The sequence below is a fragment of the Corynebacterium sp. 74A genome (genome assembly GCF_008930665.1).
GTDB lineage: Bacteria > Actinomycetota > Actinomycetes > Mycobacteriales > Mycobacteriaceae > Corynebacterium > Corynebacterium megadyptis.
Map to the genome: position 1 here is coordinate 252,000 of NZ_PQMG01000002.1, position 17,002 is coordinate 269,001.

General features: G+C 62.4%; 18 protein-coding genes. 2 read left to right on the forward strand and 16 right to left on the reverse strand.

Features of this window, described 5'->3' with window-relative positions:
• Positions 1-42 precede the first annotated feature (42 nt).
• Positions 43-1,794: a siderophore-interacting protein gene (locus GBB11_RS04160; protein ID WP_151549473.1), complete on the reverse strand. Its 1,752-nt coding sequence runs from the start codon at positions 1,792-1,794 to the stop codon at positions 43-45.
• 276 nt (positions 1,795-2,070) lie between these two features.
• Positions 2,071-3,612 (reverse strand): PucR family transcriptional regulator, encoded by a 1,542-nt coding sequence (locus tag GBB11_RS04165; protein WP_192796311.1) that lies wholly within the window; start codon positions 3,610-3,612, stop codon positions 2,071-2,073.
• 171 nt (positions 3,613-3,783) lie between these two features.
• On the opposite strand from GBB11_RS04165, the gene gabT reads away from it, so the two are divergent.
• Positions 3,784-5,112 (forward strand): 4-aminobutyrate--2-oxoglutarate transaminase, encoded by a 1,329-nt coding sequence (gene gabT / locus GBB11_RS04170; RefSeq protein WP_151549471.1) that lies wholly within the window; start codon positions 3,784-3,786, stop codon positions 5,110-5,112.
• Positions 5,113-5,282: 170 nt separating this feature from the next.
• Positions 5,283-6,494: an amino acid permease gene (locus GBB11_RS04175; protein WP_151549470.1), complete on the forward strand. Its 1,212-nt coding sequence runs from the start codon at positions 5,283-5,285 to the stop codon at positions 6,492-6,494.
• Between the two features lie 79 nt (positions 6,495-6,573).
• Here the strand turns inward: GBB11_RS04175 and GBB11_RS04180 are convergent, their stop codons facing one another.
• The 14 genes from GBB11_RS04180 to rplC all read right to left on the reverse strand — a co-directional run bounded on the left by GBB11_RS04180 (position 6,574) and on the right by rplC (position 17,001).
• A complete protein-coding gene (locus GBB11_RS04180) occupies positions 6,574-8,118 on the reverse strand; it encodes an APC family permease (protein WP_151549469.1) in 1,545 nt (514 codons plus the stop codon).
• The gene (locus tag GBB11_RS04185; RefSeq protein WP_151549468.1) at positions 8,115-8,996 is read right to left on the reverse strand and encodes a universal stress protein; all 882 of its coding nucleotides are present in this window, start codon (positions 8,994-8,996) and stop codon (positions 8,115-8,117) included. Before GBB11_RS04185 ends, GBB11_RS04180 begins: the two co-directional genes overlap by 4 nt.
• 2 nt (positions 8,997-8,998) lie before the next feature.
• Positions 8,999-10,366 (reverse strand): NAD(P)/FAD-dependent oxidoreductase, encoded by a 1,368-nt coding sequence (locus GBB11_RS04190; protein WP_151549467.1) that lies wholly within the window; start codon positions 10,364-10,366, stop codon positions 8,999-9,001.
• A 105-nt stretch (positions 10,367-10,471) separates the two neighbouring features.
• On the reverse strand, positions 10,472-11,887 hold the full coding sequence (locus tag GBB11_RS04195) for an aminobutyraldehyde dehydrogenase (protein WP_151549466.1): 1,416 nt from the start codon (positions 11,885-11,887) through the stop codon (positions 10,472-10,474).
• A gap of 293 nt (positions 11,888-12,180) precedes the next feature.
• Positions 12,181-12,459, reverse strand: a complete 279-nt coding sequence (gene rpsQ, locus GBB11_RS04200; protein ID WP_151528958.1) for a 30S ribosomal protein S17 — start codon at positions 12,457-12,459, stop codon at positions 12,181-12,183.
• 2 nt (positions 12,460-12,461) lie between these two features.
• Positions 12,462-12,692: a 50S ribosomal protein L29 gene (rpmC, locus tag GBB11_RS04205; protein WP_018018666.1), complete on the reverse strand. Its 231-nt coding sequence runs from the start codon at positions 12,690-12,692 to the stop codon at positions 12,462-12,464.
• Complete coding sequence (gene rplP, locus GBB11_RS04210) at positions 12,692-13,108, reverse strand: 50S ribosomal protein L16 (RefSeq protein ID WP_018018665.1); 417 nt, start codon at positions 13,106-13,108, stop codon at positions 12,692-12,694. The genes rpmC and rplP overlap by 1 nt, the downstream gene beginning before the upstream one ends.
• A 5-nt stretch (positions 13,109-13,113) precedes the next feature.
• Positions 13,114-13,857, reverse strand: coding sequence for a 30S ribosomal protein S3 (gene rpsC / locus GBB11_RS04215; protein ID WP_018018664.1), 744 nt, complete (start codon positions 13,855-13,857; stop codon positions 13,114-13,116).
• Positions 13,858-13,859: 2 nt separating this feature from the next.
• Complete coding sequence (rplV, locus tag GBB11_RS04220; RefSeq protein ID WP_151528959.1) at positions 13,860-14,219, reverse strand: 50S ribosomal protein L22; 360 nt, start codon at positions 14,217-14,219, stop codon at positions 13,860-13,862.
• A gap of 3 nt (positions 14,220-14,222) precedes the next feature.
• Positions 14,223-14,501: a 30S ribosomal protein S19 gene (gene rpsS, locus GBB11_RS04225; protein ID WP_018018662.1), complete on the reverse strand. Its 279-nt coding sequence runs from the start codon at positions 14,499-14,501 to the stop codon at positions 14,223-14,225.
• A 15-nt stretch (positions 14,502-14,516) separates the two neighbouring features.
• The gene (gene rplB / locus GBB11_RS04230; RefSeq protein ID WP_018018661.1) at positions 14,517-15,353 is read right to left on the reverse strand and encodes a 50S ribosomal protein L2; all 837 of its coding nucleotides are present in this window, start codon (positions 15,351-15,353) and stop codon (positions 14,517-14,519) included.
• A gap of 33 nt (positions 15,354-15,386) precedes the next feature.
• Complete coding sequence (rplW, locus tag GBB11_RS04235; protein ID WP_151528960.1) at positions 15,387-15,695, reverse strand: 50S ribosomal protein L23; 309 nt, start codon at positions 15,693-15,695, stop codon at positions 15,387-15,389.
• Positions 15,695-16,348: a 50S ribosomal protein L4 gene (gene rplD, locus GBB11_RS04240; RefSeq protein WP_151528961.1), complete on the reverse strand. Its 654-nt coding sequence runs from the start codon at positions 16,346-16,348 to the stop codon at positions 15,695-15,697. The genes rplW and rplD overlap by 1 nt, the downstream gene beginning before the upstream one ends.
• Positions 16,345-17,001 (reverse strand): 50S ribosomal protein L3, encoded by a 657-nt coding sequence (gene rplC / locus GBB11_RS04245; RefSeq protein WP_151528962.1) that lies wholly within the window; start codon positions 16,999-17,001, stop codon positions 16,345-16,347. The genes rplD and rplC overlap by 4 nt, the downstream gene beginning before the upstream one ends.
• Position 17,002: the final 1 nt, after the last annotated feature.

Consider the following 17,002-nt stretch of genomic DNA (forward strand, 5'->3'; position numbering starts at 1 on the left):
TGTGTTGAGGGGCTAAGGCGGCCGGCGATGTGGGGCCGCGGTTTAACGGCTCAAGGTGAGCAGCTGCATGCCCCAGCCGGCCGGCTGTACCGCTTCGACTCGCCACCCCGCGCCTGTGACCACGTCCGTGATCTCCTCTTGAGAGGGAACACAGCCACCGTTAGCGCAGAGCCGTTGCAAATCGTTTTCGCATGCTTCCGCATGGATTCTGTGCGTGACCATGAGCTCTTCCACGATCCAACACGTGGAGATTCCTGCCGCCGCGATGCGCTCCAGCAGCTCTCCGAGCTGCTCGATCGGACCCAGCGCGCAGGGAGTAATCACCATCGCGCTATCCCCCTGCCATGTCGCAGCACGCGTGATGCCTGCGTGCTCTAGCTCGCCCTGCGTGGCCTGAGCGCGCTGGTCTAGCTCGCGCTCATCGTCTACAACGACCGTGACGGTCACGCCCTTGCGGCTCGCGATCTCGGCGGCGTACACCTCTGCATCGGGGCCGCCGATACTGAGTGTGCGCTGCGGAGAGATGGCGGCCGCCACGGCGGGCGCCGTCCACGGCGCGGTGGAACTATCCAGCGGATGACGCTGAGGGGCAGCGGCTGCGGGAGATGCACCACGAGGCTGACCGCCGCGCAGTGCTTCCCCTAGCCCCATAACCTCAGGCTTAAAGTCCGTGGCGAGGAGATAGCTCATGGTCTCGTAGTCCAGCATCTCGGCAAGCTCGGAGCTCAGAGCAAAGCGTCCATCCTGCTCAATAACAAGGCCGGTAGTGGACAGATAGCGGAGCAAGCGCTGTGCCGCATGGGTATCAAGTTCGCAGCCGGACTCAGTGATCTGCGCTGGGGTAGCGCCCTCTGTGAATTCCCACAGCCGCGCCACCACACCCGAGCGGAGTGCGGCCTGCGCTGCAAAGATGGGGAGAATGTTGCTCATTCCCCTGAGCTTTTCTCGTATAGCCATGAGCGTGTTGAGCGGAGCGCCGTCCTCAGCCACGGTGGATGTGTGCTCCCGCCAGTAGCCGACAATCTCGGTGTTCTCTCGCCCCACGCCGAGTTCCTTCGCGAGGGCACGAATCTGCTTCAGGGCACCCGCTTCCCCGGCCGCCCACACAAAGCCTTCACCATCAGGCAGGCTATCTCGCAGGCTGAGAGCCCGCTCCGCGAAGGACTCCCCTTCCGCGACCACCGCCCAGTGGATGTCTGCATCGGCATCGCTCGGAAGCGACATAATGTCCGAACGTTCAGCAACCTCAATCACCGCGATCACGCGATGCCCCTGCGGTAGCTCTTCGAGGCAGCGAGAGATAGCCGGCAGCGCGGTGTGATCGCCGCAGAGAAAAAGCCAGTCCGTGTGTGTCGGCAGCGCGGCACTTCTCTTCGGACCCACCACATATACTTTGTCGCCAATAGTTGCCTTGGCACTAAATGTCTCAGCGAGACCGTCGTGGTGGCGGGCGAAATCGATATCAACGGTGCCCGCCTCTTTATCGAATCGGCGCACGGTATATGTGCGGAAGAGGTTCTTTACTTCTTCCGTCCAATCGAGGGCGCCATTGCCCAGCGGCGGCGGATAGGGACGATCGCCACTGACAGGGTGAGGAAAGACCAATCGGACGTCATCATCAAAACCCGTACTGATGAACTCCGGATTATCTACGCCATACCCGGCAAAGGCCTGGAGCTGCTCACCAGCGAGAGTGATGCGCCGGAGATTGGGCGTAATATCACGAACCTGCACCACCTCGAGGTCGCGCAGGGTAATGGGAAATATATCTTGTTGTCTATGTGTCCGAGCCATACAATGCCTTTCTCACTTATATATAGATAGCTGTGGATATTTCTGCGAAGAACCCCGCCAATTATCTGCCACAGCTATCTGGGCACGAGAAATACTGAACTGCCCCACCATGCTATCGACATTTGTCGACACTGAACAGACCCCTTTTCCACACCTAGGAGCCACTCTCAGACTTCGAACAGGAAACCGCTTAAGAGTTTTGAGCATTTAGAAATAGACGCTCATTAATTTCTCCTGACGCAGCACAGGATCGATGGACATTGCGCCCGCTGTCTCCTAGTCCCGCGCAATCACCACAAAAAGCAACTCGGCCCGGATCACGGCATCGGAGAGGTCAACGTTGCACGCCTCGCTGATATGCGCGAGCCGGCTGCGCACGGTGTGACGATGCGCCCCCAGCGCCGCCGCGGTATCTCCGATATGCCCGCCGAGTCGTAGATACAGCTCGAGGGTGCGGGCATATTCCGTGCCGTCGCGTTCATCGGCGGCGGCGAGCACATCGAAGGTTTCCGCGCCGCGGGCCTGCAAGGCGCTGAGCACTTCGGGCCGATGCAGCCAGGAGGCTTTTACATTGAAGGGGCCCACATGCGCGCCGGTGGCTGTCGCCCGGGCGCGGCGCATCAGCTCAGCCACATGCTCGCGGCTGAGCTCATTCCACCGGATAGCCGCCCCCATGGCGATCGCTACCTCGCGCACCTCTGGACCGAAGTGCTCCACAATGTCGTGATCATCGCGGGAGCCGCGAAATAGGAAAAGCTGCATGTCGGTGTCCAGCGGCAGGCTAAAGAGCGCTCGGGAATGGGCCTGTAGCCGTGAGTCGAGCGTGGTACGCGCCGCCATCAGGGCTGCGGGATCATCCGCACGCACCACCACGGCGCGAACGCGCCCTTGGGAATCCACAGCATGGCGCATGGCATGAGCCACCAAGGAGCCCTCTTGGTCGATGCCGAGCAGCAGCGCCAGCGCCAGCGAGTTCATCTCCGAACGGGCGGCCCGCAGGAAGGTAGGACGCTGCAACAAGATGTCCGCCAGACCACTACAGTGCTGGAGCACACTGCGCTCCCGGGTGTGGAAGCTGCTGCGCCGCACTACCATCATCAGGTTCACGCGTTCTCCCTGTTCAGAAAGCCGCTGGGTAAGGTGCACCAGTTCTCCTGTCCGCCCGGCCCGCGAGTGGCGGTGACCGGCCGCAATATCGGCCACCACAAGCTCCCCCGCGTCGATACCACCGAAGGGCACATTCACCAGCACTCGAGCGTCATTATCCGCAATCGCGATGGCCGCCTGCAGCGAGGCCGAGGCGCTGCGGAGCAGCCGGTGCACATCACCGCTGACGGCATCCTTATTGAGCTGCTGCTGCACACGCTGCTGCCAGCGCTCCCCCTGGGCGGCGCGGCGCGCCTGCTCCTTGTGCACTGCATGGATCACCGAGATAAAAGGAATGTGCGGGGGAACCTCAAAGACGGGGATGCGGTGCCGCTCCGCCGCAGCAAGCATTGGCTGCGGCACCGTCTCAAAGGCATAGCCAGTGCCAAAGCCGATGGCCACCGCCCCGGCGTGGACGAGGGTATCCACATAGTCGCCCAGTGCTTCAGGAGTGTCCGTAAAGGACATACCGAGGGTGAGAATGATGGAGTTGGCGATGATGAAATCGGCGGGTTTCTTCAGCTCATTGGTTTGAATGTCTAAAAACTGGGTGCTCCACTCGTTGTGTGGGGTGAGTTCGAGGCTCTGTCGTTGCAGCAGCCAGTCAGTAGTCAACGGGGAGGTCGCGGTGCCGGACAGCGCCGGTTCTGCCGCACGCACAGGATTCGCCATGGCGTCCAATCTATATAAATTTTTTGGACTAGATGGCGATATTCCTCGGGCGGGCTCGGGGTGCATACTCAAGGCTACCGGCGTTGGCGCGATATAGGTCACAGTTACTAGTGGATTCGCGCCCACGCATCACGCTTTCAGAGTCCCCAACCACGCTCAAAGGAGTTGCCCATGCACGATTTCACCTATCGCCTCCCCCAGGAACGCGCCGTGCATACCAGCCTGCCGGGACCGCGCTCCGCTGCCTTGAGTGAGCGTCGCGAAGCTGCGGTGGCCCGCGCCCTGTCCCCGGGACTGCCCGGCTTCGTCGTAGACGCCGATGGCGGTGTGCTTGTCGACGCCGACGGCAATTCTTTTATCGACTTTGCCTCTGGCATCGCCGTCACCTCGGTGGGCGCCTCCAATAAGAAGGTGGCGGAGGCGGTGGCCGAGTCGGCCACCCACTTCACCCACACCAGCTTCATGGTCTCGCCCTACGAGTCCTATGTGGCCGTGTGCGAGAAGCTAGCCGAGCTCACTCCGGGCGATCACCACAAGAAGTCGGTGCTGCTCAACTCCGGCGCCGAGGCTGTGGAAAACGCGGTAAAGATCGCCCGCGCCCACACCCGCAAGAACGCCGTGGTTGTCTTCGATCACGGCTACCATGGCCGCACCAACCTCACCATGGCGATGACCGCCAAGAACAAGCCCTATAAAACGGGATTCGGCCCCTTCGCCGCCGAGGTGTACCGCGCCCCGATGTCCTATCCACTGCGCGATGGTCTCGATGGGGCTAGTGCCGCCGCCCGCGCCACCACCATGATGGAGCAGGAGATCGGCGTCGAGAATCTCGCCTGCGTGGTGATCGAACCGATCCAGGGCGAGGGAGGCTTCATCGAACCGGCTCGCGGCTTCTTGCCCGCCCTGCAGGCGTGGTGCCGGGACAACAATGTGGTCTTCGTGGCCGATGAGATCCAAGCCGGCTTCTGCCGCACGGGCCAGTGGTTCGCCTGCGAGGAGGAGCAGGTGGTGCCGGATCTCGTGGCCATGGCCAAGGGGATTGCCGGCGGTCTGCCGCTCTCGGCAGTCACCGGCCGCGCCGAGATGATGGACGCGCCCGTGGTGGGCGGGCTTGGCGGCACCTATGGCGGTAACCCCATCGCCTGCGACGCCGCGCTGGCCGCCATCGGCGAGATGGAGGAGCACGATCTAGCGGGGCGCGCCCGCGAGATGGAACGCATCATCCGCGAGGTCTTGGAGCCCCTCACCGAGCTCGACACTGTCGCTGAGGTCCGCGGCCGCGGCGCAATGATCGCCATCGAGCTGGCCACTAGTGACGGCGAGCCCCTTGGCGCCCTCACCAGTGAGGTGGCAGCTGCCTGCAAGGAACAGGGAATTCTCATTCTCTCTTGCGGCATCGATGGCAATGTCATTCGCCTGCTGCCCTCCCTCGTGATCAGTGAGGCGCTGCTCCGCGAAGGCCTAGACATTCTCGCCGCCGAAATTCGCGCCCGTTCCTAGCCCCCTTTTATTGCCCTCCCCCACCAGCCCGACTCGCGGCTGGGCTGGTGGAACAAGAGGCCGGGCGCGTATCAGCGCCCCACATACACCGCACCAGAGGCCCCACACAGGCACCTAGTGCGGTTTCTCTTAGGCCCATATACCTTTTCGATCTTCTTAAGGAGTGATCTATGAGCACACAGACTCGCACCAGCGCGGACAGAGAACACCGCATCACCCCGCTGCAAGGAGTGGCGCTGATTTTCGGCACCAATATCGGTGCCGGCATCCTCTCCCTGCCCTATGCCGGCAAAAATGGTGGGTTCTTAGCGCTCGTGATCGCGCTGCTCATCGCCGGCACTCTCACCACGATCTCCATGCTCTATGTGGCCGAGGTGTCGCTGCGTACCCAGGAGCCGCTGCAGCTCTCCGGCCTCGCCGAGAAATACCTCGGCAATCTCGGCCGCTGGCTGGTGTTTAGCGCCATCCTTATCAACGGTATCGGCGCGCTCATCGCCTACGCCGCCGGCTCGGGCCGGCTCCTGCACAATCTCCTCGACATCTCCCCCACCCTCGGCACGCTGCTATTTTTCCTCCTGGGCTCGGTGGTGATGTGGAAGGGACTGCACGCCACCGGCATCGCCGAGGGCGCGATCACCACCGGCATGGCCGCCATCATCGCCATCCTCTGCGGCTGGACCTTCTTTGGCCCGGGCATTGATCTGGAGAATCTGTGGATTCTGCGCCCCTACTACATTGTGCCGATCATGAACTTGGCGGTGTTTACCTTCCTCGCCCAGTATGTGGTGCCCGAGCTGGCGCGCGGGCTCGCCGAGGATAACCCCTCCTCCATTCCGCACGCCATTGTTGCCGGCATGTGCATCACCGGTTTCACCCTCACGCTCGTGCCCTTCGCCGCGCTCGGGCTGCTCGGCGGCGATGTCACCGAGGTCGTCACCCTCGCGTGGGGCGAGAAGCTTGGCGACGTCGCCTACCTGCTGGCCAATGTCTTTGCCCTGCTGGCCATGCTGACCTCCTTTTTGGCCATCGGCTTCACCACAATGCGCAATGTGTTAAACATCGCCCACTGGCCGGAATATGGCTGGCAGCGCGTCGCCGCCGTCGGCATCACCGTGCTCCCGCCGCTGCTCATCTCTCTGGCGGGCTTCGGCGGCTTCGTCAGTGCGCTCAGCTATGCCGGCGGCTTTGCCGGGGCAATCATGTCTATCGTGCCAGTGCTCTTACTCAATACCGCCCGCACCCACGGCGACAAGCCCGCCGCATGGCAGACCACCTGGCAGGCGCATCCGCTGATCCAAGGCACCATCGTTGTGGTCTACATGGCCGCCTTCCTCTTCAGCATCGCGCTGCTGCTGCACCTCGTTCCGGAGGCCTGGCAATAGGCCACATCACCGCTACGCCCTCCCCACCCCACGCGATAGGTGGCCGGGGAGGGCGGCGTCGATAAGCGTGCAAGCCCCTTTAGTAGGGATCGAGGTCGAGGACATCATCGACGGTAACCATCTCATCACTCGGCAGACCTCGCTTCAGCCCCTCGCTGCGGAAGAAGGCGGGATTGCGCCACCACGTCAGCGCCATAACCAGCACACCCAGCACCAAAATGGTTATTCCGAGCACGAACACCAAGCCCATGCCGAAGATCTCGGAGCCCGAGCCATAGGCGGGATCCATGGCGTCGTGGGAGGTCTGGAAGAAGAAAATGAGCAGCAACGCCCCGCCGATGAAGGGCGCCAAAAACTGGGTGAGCGCCGTGGACCAGCTCTTCAAGGACTGGTGGCGGAAGTACCACACGCAGGCGAAGGCCGTCACTCCGTAGTAGAAGCAGACCATCATGCCCAGCGCCGTGATGGTATCCCACAGCACGGCCTCGCTGATGACACGCATGATCGCATAGAAACCAAAGGAGACCATCGCGGCCACGATCGTGGCGAAACCCGGGGACTGGTACTTGGGTGTCACCTGCGCGAAACGCTGCGGCAGCGCCCCATAAAATCCCATGGCCAGCATCGTGCGGGCGGGGCCAATGAAGGTAGATTGCAGCGAGGCCGCCGAGGACCCGAGCACCGCGATAGACATGAGGATCGCCACCGGCCCCATCACCGGACCAGCCAATTCGGCAAAAATATTCTCCTGAATCGTCTCATTGCCCAAACCGAACTCGCCGCTGCCCGGACCGGAATAGCGCAGCGTGGAAATTGCAATGATTTGGTAGAGCACGACGATCACCAGGATGGTGGCGGTGGCTGCCTTGCCCGGGGTGGAATTGGATCCCTGGGTCTCCTCACTCATGGTGAGCACCACGTCCCAGCCCCAGTAGATAAACACCGATAGCGCAATACCGGCGGCGAAGGCCGAGAAGGAGCTCACCCCGAAGGGATTGAGCCACTCCCAACTGAAGGGGGTGCTATCGAAAGCGCTGCCATTTTCTGCCTTGAATAACGCCATCCCAGAAAAGAGCAGCAGCACCCCGATCTGCACGGCCACCAGCACATACTGGATGGTCTTGGTGGTATCGAGACCGCGATAGGAGATGGCAGAAGCGATAACGATAAACACCAAACAGGTGAGAATATTGACCAGCACATTATCTTTTAGCGCCGCCAATTCGGGGCGGAGAAATACCTGCGATAGCAGCAGGTAGAAGAAGTCCACCGCAATACCCGCGAGGTTGGACAGCACCAAGATGGTGGCGGCCAATAATCCCCAACCACCCAGCCAGCCGATGACCGGGCCGAAGGCGCGGGTGGCCCAGGTGAACGTCGTTCCCGAGTCCGGCATCGATTCATTGAGCTGGCGATAGCCGATGGCCACCAAAAGCATGGGCACAAACCCCACCAAGAGCACAGCCGGCATGTGTTCGCCGACCTCACTGGCGGTGGGGCCCAACGCACCCGAGAGGGTATAAGCCGGGGCAATACAGGAGATACCAATCACCGCAGCGCCGACGATGCCGACGGTGCCGGAGCTCAGCCCCTTGGATACGGACAAAGAGGGGGTCTCGCTCATGATGTCCTCCCCTCCTCCACCGCAAAGCGCACGCAATGGCCGCGAGGCACAATGACCATCGGCACCGTCAGGTGCTTGAGGATGCGCATGGTGATGGAGCCGGCGAAGACGGAGCGGGATTGCTCCACTCGCGAGGAGCCCACACACAGTAGATCCCCCTCGCGCCACTCCACGGTGTTCACCGCGCTGGTGATCTCGCTGCTCTTGCCCATCTCGATCGCTACCGGCACCGCGCGAGTGGCGATGCCGAGGGTCACCCGCGCATCATCGAGTACCCGTTGGGCGTTCTCCTGGGCGAAGGACTCTCGGGCCTCATCGTGATTGACCCCCAGCAGCGCCAGTAGTCGCAGCGGCACCTCTGCCCGGCGCGCCGTGAGCAGCCCTGTTTCGACGAGACTGCCCGACCCGGGGCGGGTACCCACCGCACAGGTAATGCGGCGGAGCGGGTGGCGGCGATAGCCCCGCGGCGCCAAGGCCACCGGCACCGGCGAACCGAAGAGCAAGTCCGTGGCCACGGTTCCCAACTTGTGCCGCTTCAGCGGGCTGGAGGACGCCCCGCCCACGCACAGCAAATCCGCCTCGAGTTCCTCGGCGGCACGGCTGAGACCTTCGGCAGTCGTGGCCCCCGAGTAGATACGGGCGCAGATGCGCACGTCCTCGGGCACGAGGGAGAGCGCTTCTTTCAGCCAGCGGAACCCTTGGTTGAGCAGAATGTCGTGAGCATCGCCGGTGGGCGGGTATTCGTGGCTAAACACATCGTGGCGGCGCAAGACGAGCACGATGGTGAGCTCGGCATCGAGGGACTGGGCCACATCAATGCCCAAGTTCAGGGCGTCGAGCCCTTGCGGGGTGGCTTCATAGCCGACTACACATCGCATGATCACTCCTCGAGCAGATCGTGAAGGGTGGCCGCAACCTTATGCCCCATGCGGATCGCGCCATCAACGTGCTGGTAGCCCGCGCCGGCAATATCCGAGCAGGCGAAGTACATGCGCCCGACTGGTTCCTCGTTGTACTTCCCCCAGCGAAAGAGCCCACCCATATCGTAGGAGCAGGCATAGGCGCCGCGGGTCCATTCCTCGGCGCCCCAATCGGAGAGGTAGAAGGACTCAGGCTCGCGGGCCTCCTCTCCGAGCATCACAGCCATGGCGTCGAGGATGGTGCGCTTACGCTCCTCCTCGGGCAGCGCGAACATCTCCTCCGCGCGGGTATCGATGATGAAGCCCACGAGGGTGCCGCGGGAATCGCCGTAATTGGTGTTGTCGTAGATCTCCTGCACCAGGTGCTCCGAGGAGAAACAGGTACCCGATAGCCCCTTGTCGCGCCAGAAGGGAGTGGCGTAGGTGGCGTGCACCTTAATCACCAGACCCATGGACTGGTGCTGGTGCATGATGTGCTGGGTGCGGGGCATCTCCGGCACATAGGAGATGCGATTGTAAAGATTCGGCGGGATCGCAAGAATGGCATAGGAAGCCTCCACCACGGTGTCGTTATCGCCGTAGACCACCACGCCCTCATCACTGCGCTCGATGGTGCGCACCGGGGTGCCGAGCAGGATATTTTCCGAGCCAATCCGCTCGGCGAGGGTGAGAGACACCTTCTGCATACCGCCCACCACGCGGGCATCGAGAATGAAGTCCTCATCCACCAAATTGCTGAATGATCCCGCCGAGGCGGCCATGTGCAGCGCCTGCAGCGCGGAGAAGGTGTGAGCCGGTTTGGTGAGCATGCCGCCGGCAATGAAGAGGCCGATGTTCTTGCGCGCCTCGTCATCATCGGACTGCTGCTCCAGCCAGTGCTGGAATGTCACATTGTCCCACTCCTCGGCGCGCGGATGCTCCCACGGCCGGGCCGGATCCATGTCGGAGACATGCTCATCCATCAGCGCGATAAGGCGGAGGATCTCGCGCTGCGTGGATTCGGCGCACGGGAATATTTCGCCGGTATAGCGCTTCACCTCGCCATCGGGGCCGAGGTAGATGGACTCGCCCTCGCGGTAGCGTTGAAACGTCTCCAAACCGAGTTCATCGAGGGTGGCGAGCAGCTCGGTTTGATCCGGCGACACCCACTGGCCGCCGATCTCGAACCAGCCGCCATCCATGACATCAGAGCGGGTGCGCCCGCCCACTCGGTCGCGGGCCTCGAGAACGGCCACGCTGTGGCCGGCCTCGGTGAGACGATGCGCGGCGGACAAGCCGGCGGGACCGGCGCCAATGATCGCAACATCGACAGTGCGGTGCTCAGACATGATAAAACTCCTTCGATAATGCAGGGGGACGTGACAACGCCCGTAGTAATAAGGGCCGTGGATACAGCCCGTGGATGCGGCCTCACTCGCCGCGGGGATGAGCCGCTAGTGGGCGCTCATGACGTGCTTGATACGGGTGTATTCCTCCAAGCCGTAGAGGGAGAGGTCCTTGCCATAGCCGGAGTCCTTGAAGCCGCCATGGGGCATTTCTGCCACCAGCGGGATATGGCAGTTGATCCAGACACATCCGAAGTCCAGCTCGCGGCTGGCGCGATCCGAGACCCGCACATCGCTCGTCCAGATGCTGGAGGCCAGACCATAGGAGACGTCATTGGCCAAGGTGAGCGCCTCATCGATATCGGCGAAGGGCTGCACCGTGAGAATCGGCCCGAAGCTCTCCTCCTGGATAGCTCGATCCGATTGCCGCAACCCCGTAATCACGGTGGGGGCCAGATAGAACCCCGCGCTGCCCACGCGCTCCCCGCCGGTGGCGATGTGGGCGTGCTCGGGAAGGTCGTTGAGCACACCCAGTACTTTCTCGAAATGGCGGGGATTGTTGAGCGCGCCATAGAAGGCCTCGGTGTCCTCCGGTGCGCCCGGCCGCAACTTCTCGGCCTGCTCCACCAGCAAGGACGTGAATTCTTCCTCCACACTCGCCTCCACCAGCACCCGGGTGGCGGCAGTGCAATCCTGGCCGCCGTTGAAGAAGCCAGCCTGCGCGATGCCTTCGGCAGCAGCGGCGAGATCGGCATCAGCACAGACGATCACGGGGGCCTTGCCGCCCAGCTCAAGGTGCGAGCGCTTGAGGTTCTCACCGGCGCTGCGCCCCACGGCGCGCCCGGCCGGAACCGAGCCGGTGATCGCACACATCCGCACCGTCGGGTGCGCCACCAAAGCCGCGCCGGTGGAGGCATCGCCGAGAACGATATTGACGACACCATCCGGCAGAATATCTGCCAGGAGCTTAGCGAGGGCCAGAGTGGAAGAGGGCGTCGTATCGCTCGGCTTAAATACCACCGTATTGCCGGCAGCGATGGCGGGAATGATCTTCCACAGTCCCATCATGAGCGGGTAGTTCCATGGCGCTACCTGCGCCACCACGCCCAGCGGCTCGCGGCGGATCGAGGAGGTGTGTCCCTCCATGTACTCGCTTTGCGCCACCCCCGACAGCGTCCGGGCGGCGCCGGCGAAAAAGCGGACCTGGTCGGCGCCGACCTGGCACTCTTCGGCCTCGATCATGTGAATGAGCTGGCCGGTTTCGCGGGATTGCACCTCGGCCAAGTGGCGAGAGTTCTCCTCGATAGCGTCGGCGATCTGCAGCAGGTAGCGTTGCCGCTCGCTGGGGGTGGTGCGGCTCCACTGGCTAAAGGCCGCGTCGGCCGCGGCGACCGCAGCATCAATATCCTGCTGGCCTGAAATCGGGGACTGTCCGAGCACCTCCTCCGTCACGGGACTGATGAGGTCGAAAGCCTCGGAGGTCTCCGCTGGCACGAAACGATTATTGATAAAGTTCTCTAGCATTGCGCCTCCTAGCACGTAGGGCCCACCATGCTGCGGGCTGTGCTGTTCAGTATGGGGAGGCAGTACACCACACACACATCGCCCACGTGGCAATAATCACTTTTCAGATTCACCCACGGGGCGAGTGCATTGTGTGCTTAGGTTACGCTAATCGCGCGCGGCACGGAGGAGGCGTGCGGCACGTGGGGAGCTGGGGAGATTCGGTGCAGCGTCCGGGGAGGCGGCGTCGATAAGCGCAAAAAACCGGCCACCACCTCATGGGCGGGGCCGGTTTTTCTTATGCCGCTACAGGTTTAGCGGGCCTTCTCGACGATCTCGACGAGACGGTAGTGCTTGTCCTTGGACAGCGGGCGGCATTCTTCGATGCGGACGCGGTCGCCGATGCCGGCGGTCTCGTTCTCATCGTGTGCCTTCACCTTGGAGTTGGTGCGGATGGTCTTGCCGTAGAGGGCGTGCTGCTTGCGGTCCTCGAGCTCCACCACGATGGTCTTCTGCATCTTGTCAGAAACCACGTAGCCGAGACGGACCTTCTGAGCGCCCTTTTCCTTCTTGTTCACGTTTGCCTCACTCATTGTTAAGCCTCAGCTCCCGGAACCACGGACAGGCCCAGCTCACGCTCGCGGATAACCGTGTAAATGCGGGCGATGTCGCGCTTGACCGTGCGCAGGCGGCGGTTGTTGGTCAGCTGACCGGTAGCCAACTGGAAGCGCAGGTTGAACAGCTCTTCCTTGGCCTCGTTCAGCTTGGTGGTCAGTTCTTCTGCGGAAAGCTCACGCAATTCGTGTGCAGGGGTACCGGTAGCCATTAGAACTGGTCCTCCTTCCTAACGATGCGGAACTTCATGGGCAGTTTTTGACCAGCGCGACGCAGTGCCTCCAGGGCAACTGCCTCGTTCGGGTAGCTCATCTCGAAGAGGATGCGACCCGGCTTCACGTTGGCGACCCACTTCTCCACGGGGCCCTTACCGGAACCCATACGCACGCCGAGCGGCTTCTGGGTCAGGGGGCGATCCGGGAAGATGTTGATCCACACCTTGCCACCACGCTTGACGTGGCGGTTGATGGCAATACGTGCGGCCTCAATCTGACGGTTGGTGACGTAGGCCGGCTCGAGAGCCTGGATTCCGTAGTCACCGAAGGTTACGCGAGTGCCGCCCTTGGCCATACCGCGACGGTGCGGGCGGTGCTGGCGACGGTACTTCACGCGCTTGGGAATAAGCATGAGGTTTAGCCCTCCTTCTTCTCTGCGCGCTGACGGCGCTGGCCACCGCGGCGCGGACGCTCGCGACGGTCGCCGCGGCCGCGACGGGCCTGCGGTGCGTTGAGCTCGGACTCGCGCTTGCCACCGACGACGTCACCCTTGTAGATCCACACCTTCACGCCGATGCGGCCGAAGGTGGTGTGGGCCTCGTAGGTGCCATAGTCGATCTCGGCGCGCAGGGTGTGCAGCGGAACGCGACCCTCGTGGTAGCGCTCGGTGCGGGACATCTCGGCACCGCCGAGACGACCGGCGCACTGCACCTTGATGCCCTTGACGTGCGGCTGGCGCATCGCGGACTGGATGGCCTTGCGCATAGCACGACGGAAAGCAACGCGGTTAGCGAGCTGCTCGGCGATGGACTGAGCCACCAGCTGAGCGTTAGCGTCGATGTTCTTAACCTCGAGGATGTTGAGGGCGACCTGCTTGCCGGTCAGCTTCTCCAGCTGGCCGCGGATGCGGTCGGCCTCGGAACCACGACGGCCGATCACGATGCCCGGGCGGGCGGTGTGAATGTCGACGCGGACGCGATCGCGGGTGCGCTCGATGACAACATCGGCGATACCAGCGCGGTCAAGACCCTTGGAGAGGAACTCGCGGATCTTGATGTCCTCAGCGAGGTAGTCTGCATAGTTCTTGTCGGCGTACCAGTGGGACTTCCAGTCAGAAGTGATACCCAGCCGGAGGCCGTGGGGATGGATTTTCTGGCCCATGCTTAGGCACCTTCCTTCTGGCTCTCGACAACCACGGTGATGTGGCTGGTGCGCTTGCGAACTTGGAAAGCACGACCCTGGGCGCGCGGACGGATCCGGCGCATGGTCGGGCCTTCGTCTGCCCATGCCTGGGAGATAACCAGGGTCTTCGGGTCCAGACCGAAGTTGTTTTCTGCGTTAGCCGCAGCGGAAGCAACGACCTTCGCGACCGGATCGGAAGCGCCCTGGGGGGCGTACTTCAGGATCGCGAGTGCTTCGGACACGGACTTGCCGCGGACCAGGTCCACGACACGACGTGCCTTCATCGGGGAGACCCGGACGAAGCGCGCGGTAGCGCGGGCGGTAGTGATTTGGTCACTCATCGCTTACCTACGTCCCTTCTTGTCATCCTTGACGTGACCCTTGAAGGTCTTGGTCGGTGCGAACTCGCCTAGCTTGTGGCCCACCATGGAATCATCCACGAACACCGGCACGTGCTTGCGACCGTCATGGACGGCGAAGGTGTGACCGATGAAATCGGGAAGAATGGTGGAACGACGAGACCAGGTCTTGATTACCTTCTTGGTACCGTTTTCGTTCTGAACATCCACCTTGTTGAGGAGGTGCTCATCGACGAACGGGCCCTTCTTGAGGCTACGTGGCATCTAAATTCCCTCCTCTTAACGCTTCTTGTTGGAACGACGACGGCGAACGATCATGTCGTTGCTGTAACGGTTCGGCTTGCGGGTACGAACTTCCTTCTTACCCCAAGGCGACACAGGGTGGCGACCACCAGAGGTGCGGCCTTCACCACCACCGTGCGGGTGGTCAACCGGGTTCATCACGACACCGCGGACGGTAGGACGTACGCCCTTCCAGCGCATACGGCCAGCCTTGCCCCAGCGGATGTTGATCTGATCCTGGTTTCCGACCTCGCCGATGGTGGCGCGGCAGCGCACATCCACGCGGCGGATCTCGGAGGAGGGCATACGCAGCACGGCGTACTTTCCTTCCTTACCGAGCAGCTGGATCGAGGCACCAGCGGAACGAGCCAGCTTGGCACCAGCACCCGGCTTCAGTTCCACGCAGTGAATGGTGGTACCGGTCGGGATGTTGCGCAGCGGCAGGTTGTTGCCGGGCTTGATATCAGCATTGGGGCCGGATTCAACGATCGCGTGCTGCTTCAGGTTCTTCGGCGCCACGATGTAGCGCTTCTCGCCATCGGCGTAGTGAAGCAGAGCGATGTTGGCGGTACGGTTCGGGTCGTACTCGATGTGAGCGACCTTGGCCGGAATACCGTCCTTGTCGTTACGGCGGAAATCAATCACGCGGTAACGACGCTTGTGTCCGCCGCCCTTGTGGCGAACGGTGATGTGACCGTGTACGTTACGGCCACCGGTCTTGCTCAGCGGGCGCAGCAGAGACTTCTCCGGGGTGGAACGAGTGATTTCCTCGAACTGGGAGACAGAGCTCTGACGGCGACCCGGCGTAGTCGGCTTGTACTTACGAATAGCCATACTTTCTCAGTCCTTAATGTCTCGACTCGCGGGTTACGCGGCCGAACCGCCGAAGATGTCGATTGCGTCGCTGCCTTCGCGCAGAGTCACGTAGGCGCGCTTGGTTGCCTTGCGCTGGCCGTAGCCGCCGGTGCGGGTGCGCTTGCGCTTGCCCTCACGGTTGGCGGTGTTGACGCGAGCCACCTTGACACCGAAGATCTCCTCGATGGCGTGACCAATAGCGCGCTTGTTGGCGCGGGGGTCCACCAGGAAGGTGTAGGTGTTCTGCTCCATCAACTCATACGACTTCTCGGAGACAACCGGAGCGATGATGATGTCGCGGGGATTGGCGATCTTAGCCATTACTTCTCCTCCTTCTCGACGCGCTGTGCGCGGGTCACGAAGGCGTTCAGTGCCTCGACCGAGAACACGACGTCGTCGGAGTACAACACATCGTAGGTGTTGAGCTGATCGGCGACGAGGGTACGAACGTGCGGCAGGTTGTTGACGGACTTGCGCGCGGTGATGTCCTCGCGAGTCACGACAACCAGAATCTGACGACGGTCGGTGAGACGCTCGAGGAAGCCCTTGGCCTTCTTAGTGGAAGGCACCTGGCCCGGCACGAGCTCGGAGACCACGTGAATGCGGTCGTGACGAGCGCGGTCAGAGAGAGCGCCACGCAGAGCGGCGGCGATCATCTTCTTCGGGGTGCGCTGAGCGTAGTTACGCGGCTTGGGGCCGTGGACAATGCCGCCACCGGTCCAGTGCGGAGCACGGATGGAACCCTGGCGAGCACGGCCGGTGCCCTTCTGGCGCCACGGCTTCTTACCACCGCCGCGGACTTCGCCGCGGGTCTTGGTGGAGTGAGTGCCCTGACGCTTGGCGGAGAGCTGTGCATTCACAACCTGGTGCATCAGCGCAATGCTGGCGTCCTGGTCGAAAATGGATGCGGGCAGCTCAACCTGGCCGTCGGTGCCACCGTCAGCGGTGTGGACGTCAAGCTTGAGATTGGTCATGCGTGTGCACCGCCCTTCACTGCGGTCTTAACGGTTACGATTCCACCGCGTACACCAGGGATAGCACCCTTGATGAGCAACAGATTGGAATCGGCGTCGATCTTCTGAACCTTCAGGTTCTGGGTGGTGACGCGGTTGTTACCCATGCGTCCAGCCATACGCTTGCCCTTGAAAACGCGACCCGGGGTAGCGCAGGCGCCAATGCCACCGACGCGGCGGTGAGCGGCCTGGTTACCGTGGGCTGCGCCCTGGCCAGCAAAGCCGTGACGCTTCATACCGCCGGCGAAGCCGTGGCCCTTGGAGGTGCCGGTGACATCCACGAAGTCAATGCCTTCGAAGATCTCCACGGTCACGTCCTGGCCGACCTCATATCCGCTCACATCGTCGAGACGAATCTCGGTGAGGTGGCGGCGAGGGGTAACGCCAGCTTTCTTGAAGTGACCAGCGCCAGGCTTGTTCACCTTGCGAGGGTCGATGTCGCCATAGGCGATCTGGATGGCGTTGTAGCCATCGGTTTCAACGGTTCGGATCTGGGTAACCACACAGGGCCCAGCCTCGACGACGGTCACCGGTACAACGCGGTTCTCCTCGTCGAAGACCTGGGTCATGCCGAGCTTGGTACCCAGAATGCCCTTGATCTCTTGTTCACTCATT

Bases quoted from the DNA above. Each gene is read 5' to 3' on its own strand.
- GBB11_RS04165 (WP_192796311.1), bottom strand. From the start codon at position 3,612: ATGGCGAATCCTGTGCGTGCGGCAGAACCGGCGCTGTCCGGCACCGCG.
- rplB (WP_018018661.1), bottom strand. From the start codon at position 15,353: ATGGCTATTCGTAAGTACAAGCCGACTACGCCGGGTCGCCGTCAGAGC.
- rpsS (WP_018018662.1), bottom strand. From the start codon at position 14,501: ATGCCACGTAGCCTCAAGAAGGGCCCGTTCGTCGATGAGCACCTCCTC.
- rplC (WP_151528962.1), bottom strand. From the start codon at position 17,001: ATGAGTGAACAAGAGATCAAGGGCATTCTGGGTACCAAGCTCGGCATG.
- GBB11_RS04195 (WP_151549466.1), bottom strand. From the start codon at position 11,887: ATGCTAGAGAACTTTATCAATAATCGTTTCGTGCCAGCGGAGACCTCC.
- GBB11_RS04160 (WP_151549473.1), bottom strand. From the start codon at position 1,794: ATGGCTCGGACACATAGACAACAAGATATATTTCCCATTACCCTGCGC.
- rpsC (WP_018018664.1), bottom strand. From the start codon at position 13,857: ATGGGCCAGAAAATCCATCCCCACGGCCTCCGGCTGGGTATCACTTCT.
- rplP (WP_018018665.1), bottom strand. From the start codon at position 13,108: ATGCTTATTCCCAAGCGCGTGAAGTACCGTCGCCAGCACCGCCCGCAC.
- rplW (WP_151528960.1), bottom strand. From the start codon at position 15,695: ATGGCTAAGATCGCCAATCCCCGCGACATCATCATCGCTCCGGTTGTC.
- GBB11_RS04175 (WP_151549470.1), top strand. From the start codon at position 5,283: ATGAGCACACAGACTCGCACCAGCGCGGACAGAGAACACCGCATCACC.
- GBB11_RS04180 (WP_151549469.1), bottom strand. From the start codon at position 8,118: ATGAGCGAGACCCCCTCTTTGTCCGTATCCAAGGGGCTGAGCTCCGGC.
- rplD (WP_151528961.1), bottom strand. From the start codon at position 16,348: ATGACCAATCTCAAGCTTGACGTCCACACCGCTGACGGTGGCACCGAC.
- rpsQ (WP_151528958.1), bottom strand. From the start codon at position 12,459: ATGAGTGAGGCAAACGTGAACAAGAAGGAAAAGGGCGCTCAGAAGGTC.
- GBB11_RS04185 (WP_151549468.1), bottom strand. From the start codon at position 8,996: ATGCGATGTGTAGTCGGCTATGAAGCCACCCCGCAAGGGCTCGACGCC.
- gabT (WP_151549471.1), top strand. From the start codon at position 3,784: ATGCACGATTTCACCTATCGCCTCCCCCAGGAACGCGCCGTGCATACC.
- rpmC (WP_018018666.1), bottom strand. From the start codon at position 12,692: ATGGCTACCGGTACCCCTGCACACGAATTGCGTGAGCTTTCCGCAGAA.
- GBB11_RS04190 (WP_151549467.1), bottom strand. From the start codon at position 10,366: ATGTCTGAGCACCGCACTGTCGATGTTGCGATCATTGGCGCCGGTCCC.
- rplV (WP_151528959.1), bottom strand. From the start codon at position 14,219: ATGAGTGACCAAATCACTACCGCCCGCGCTACCGCGCGCTTCGTCCGG.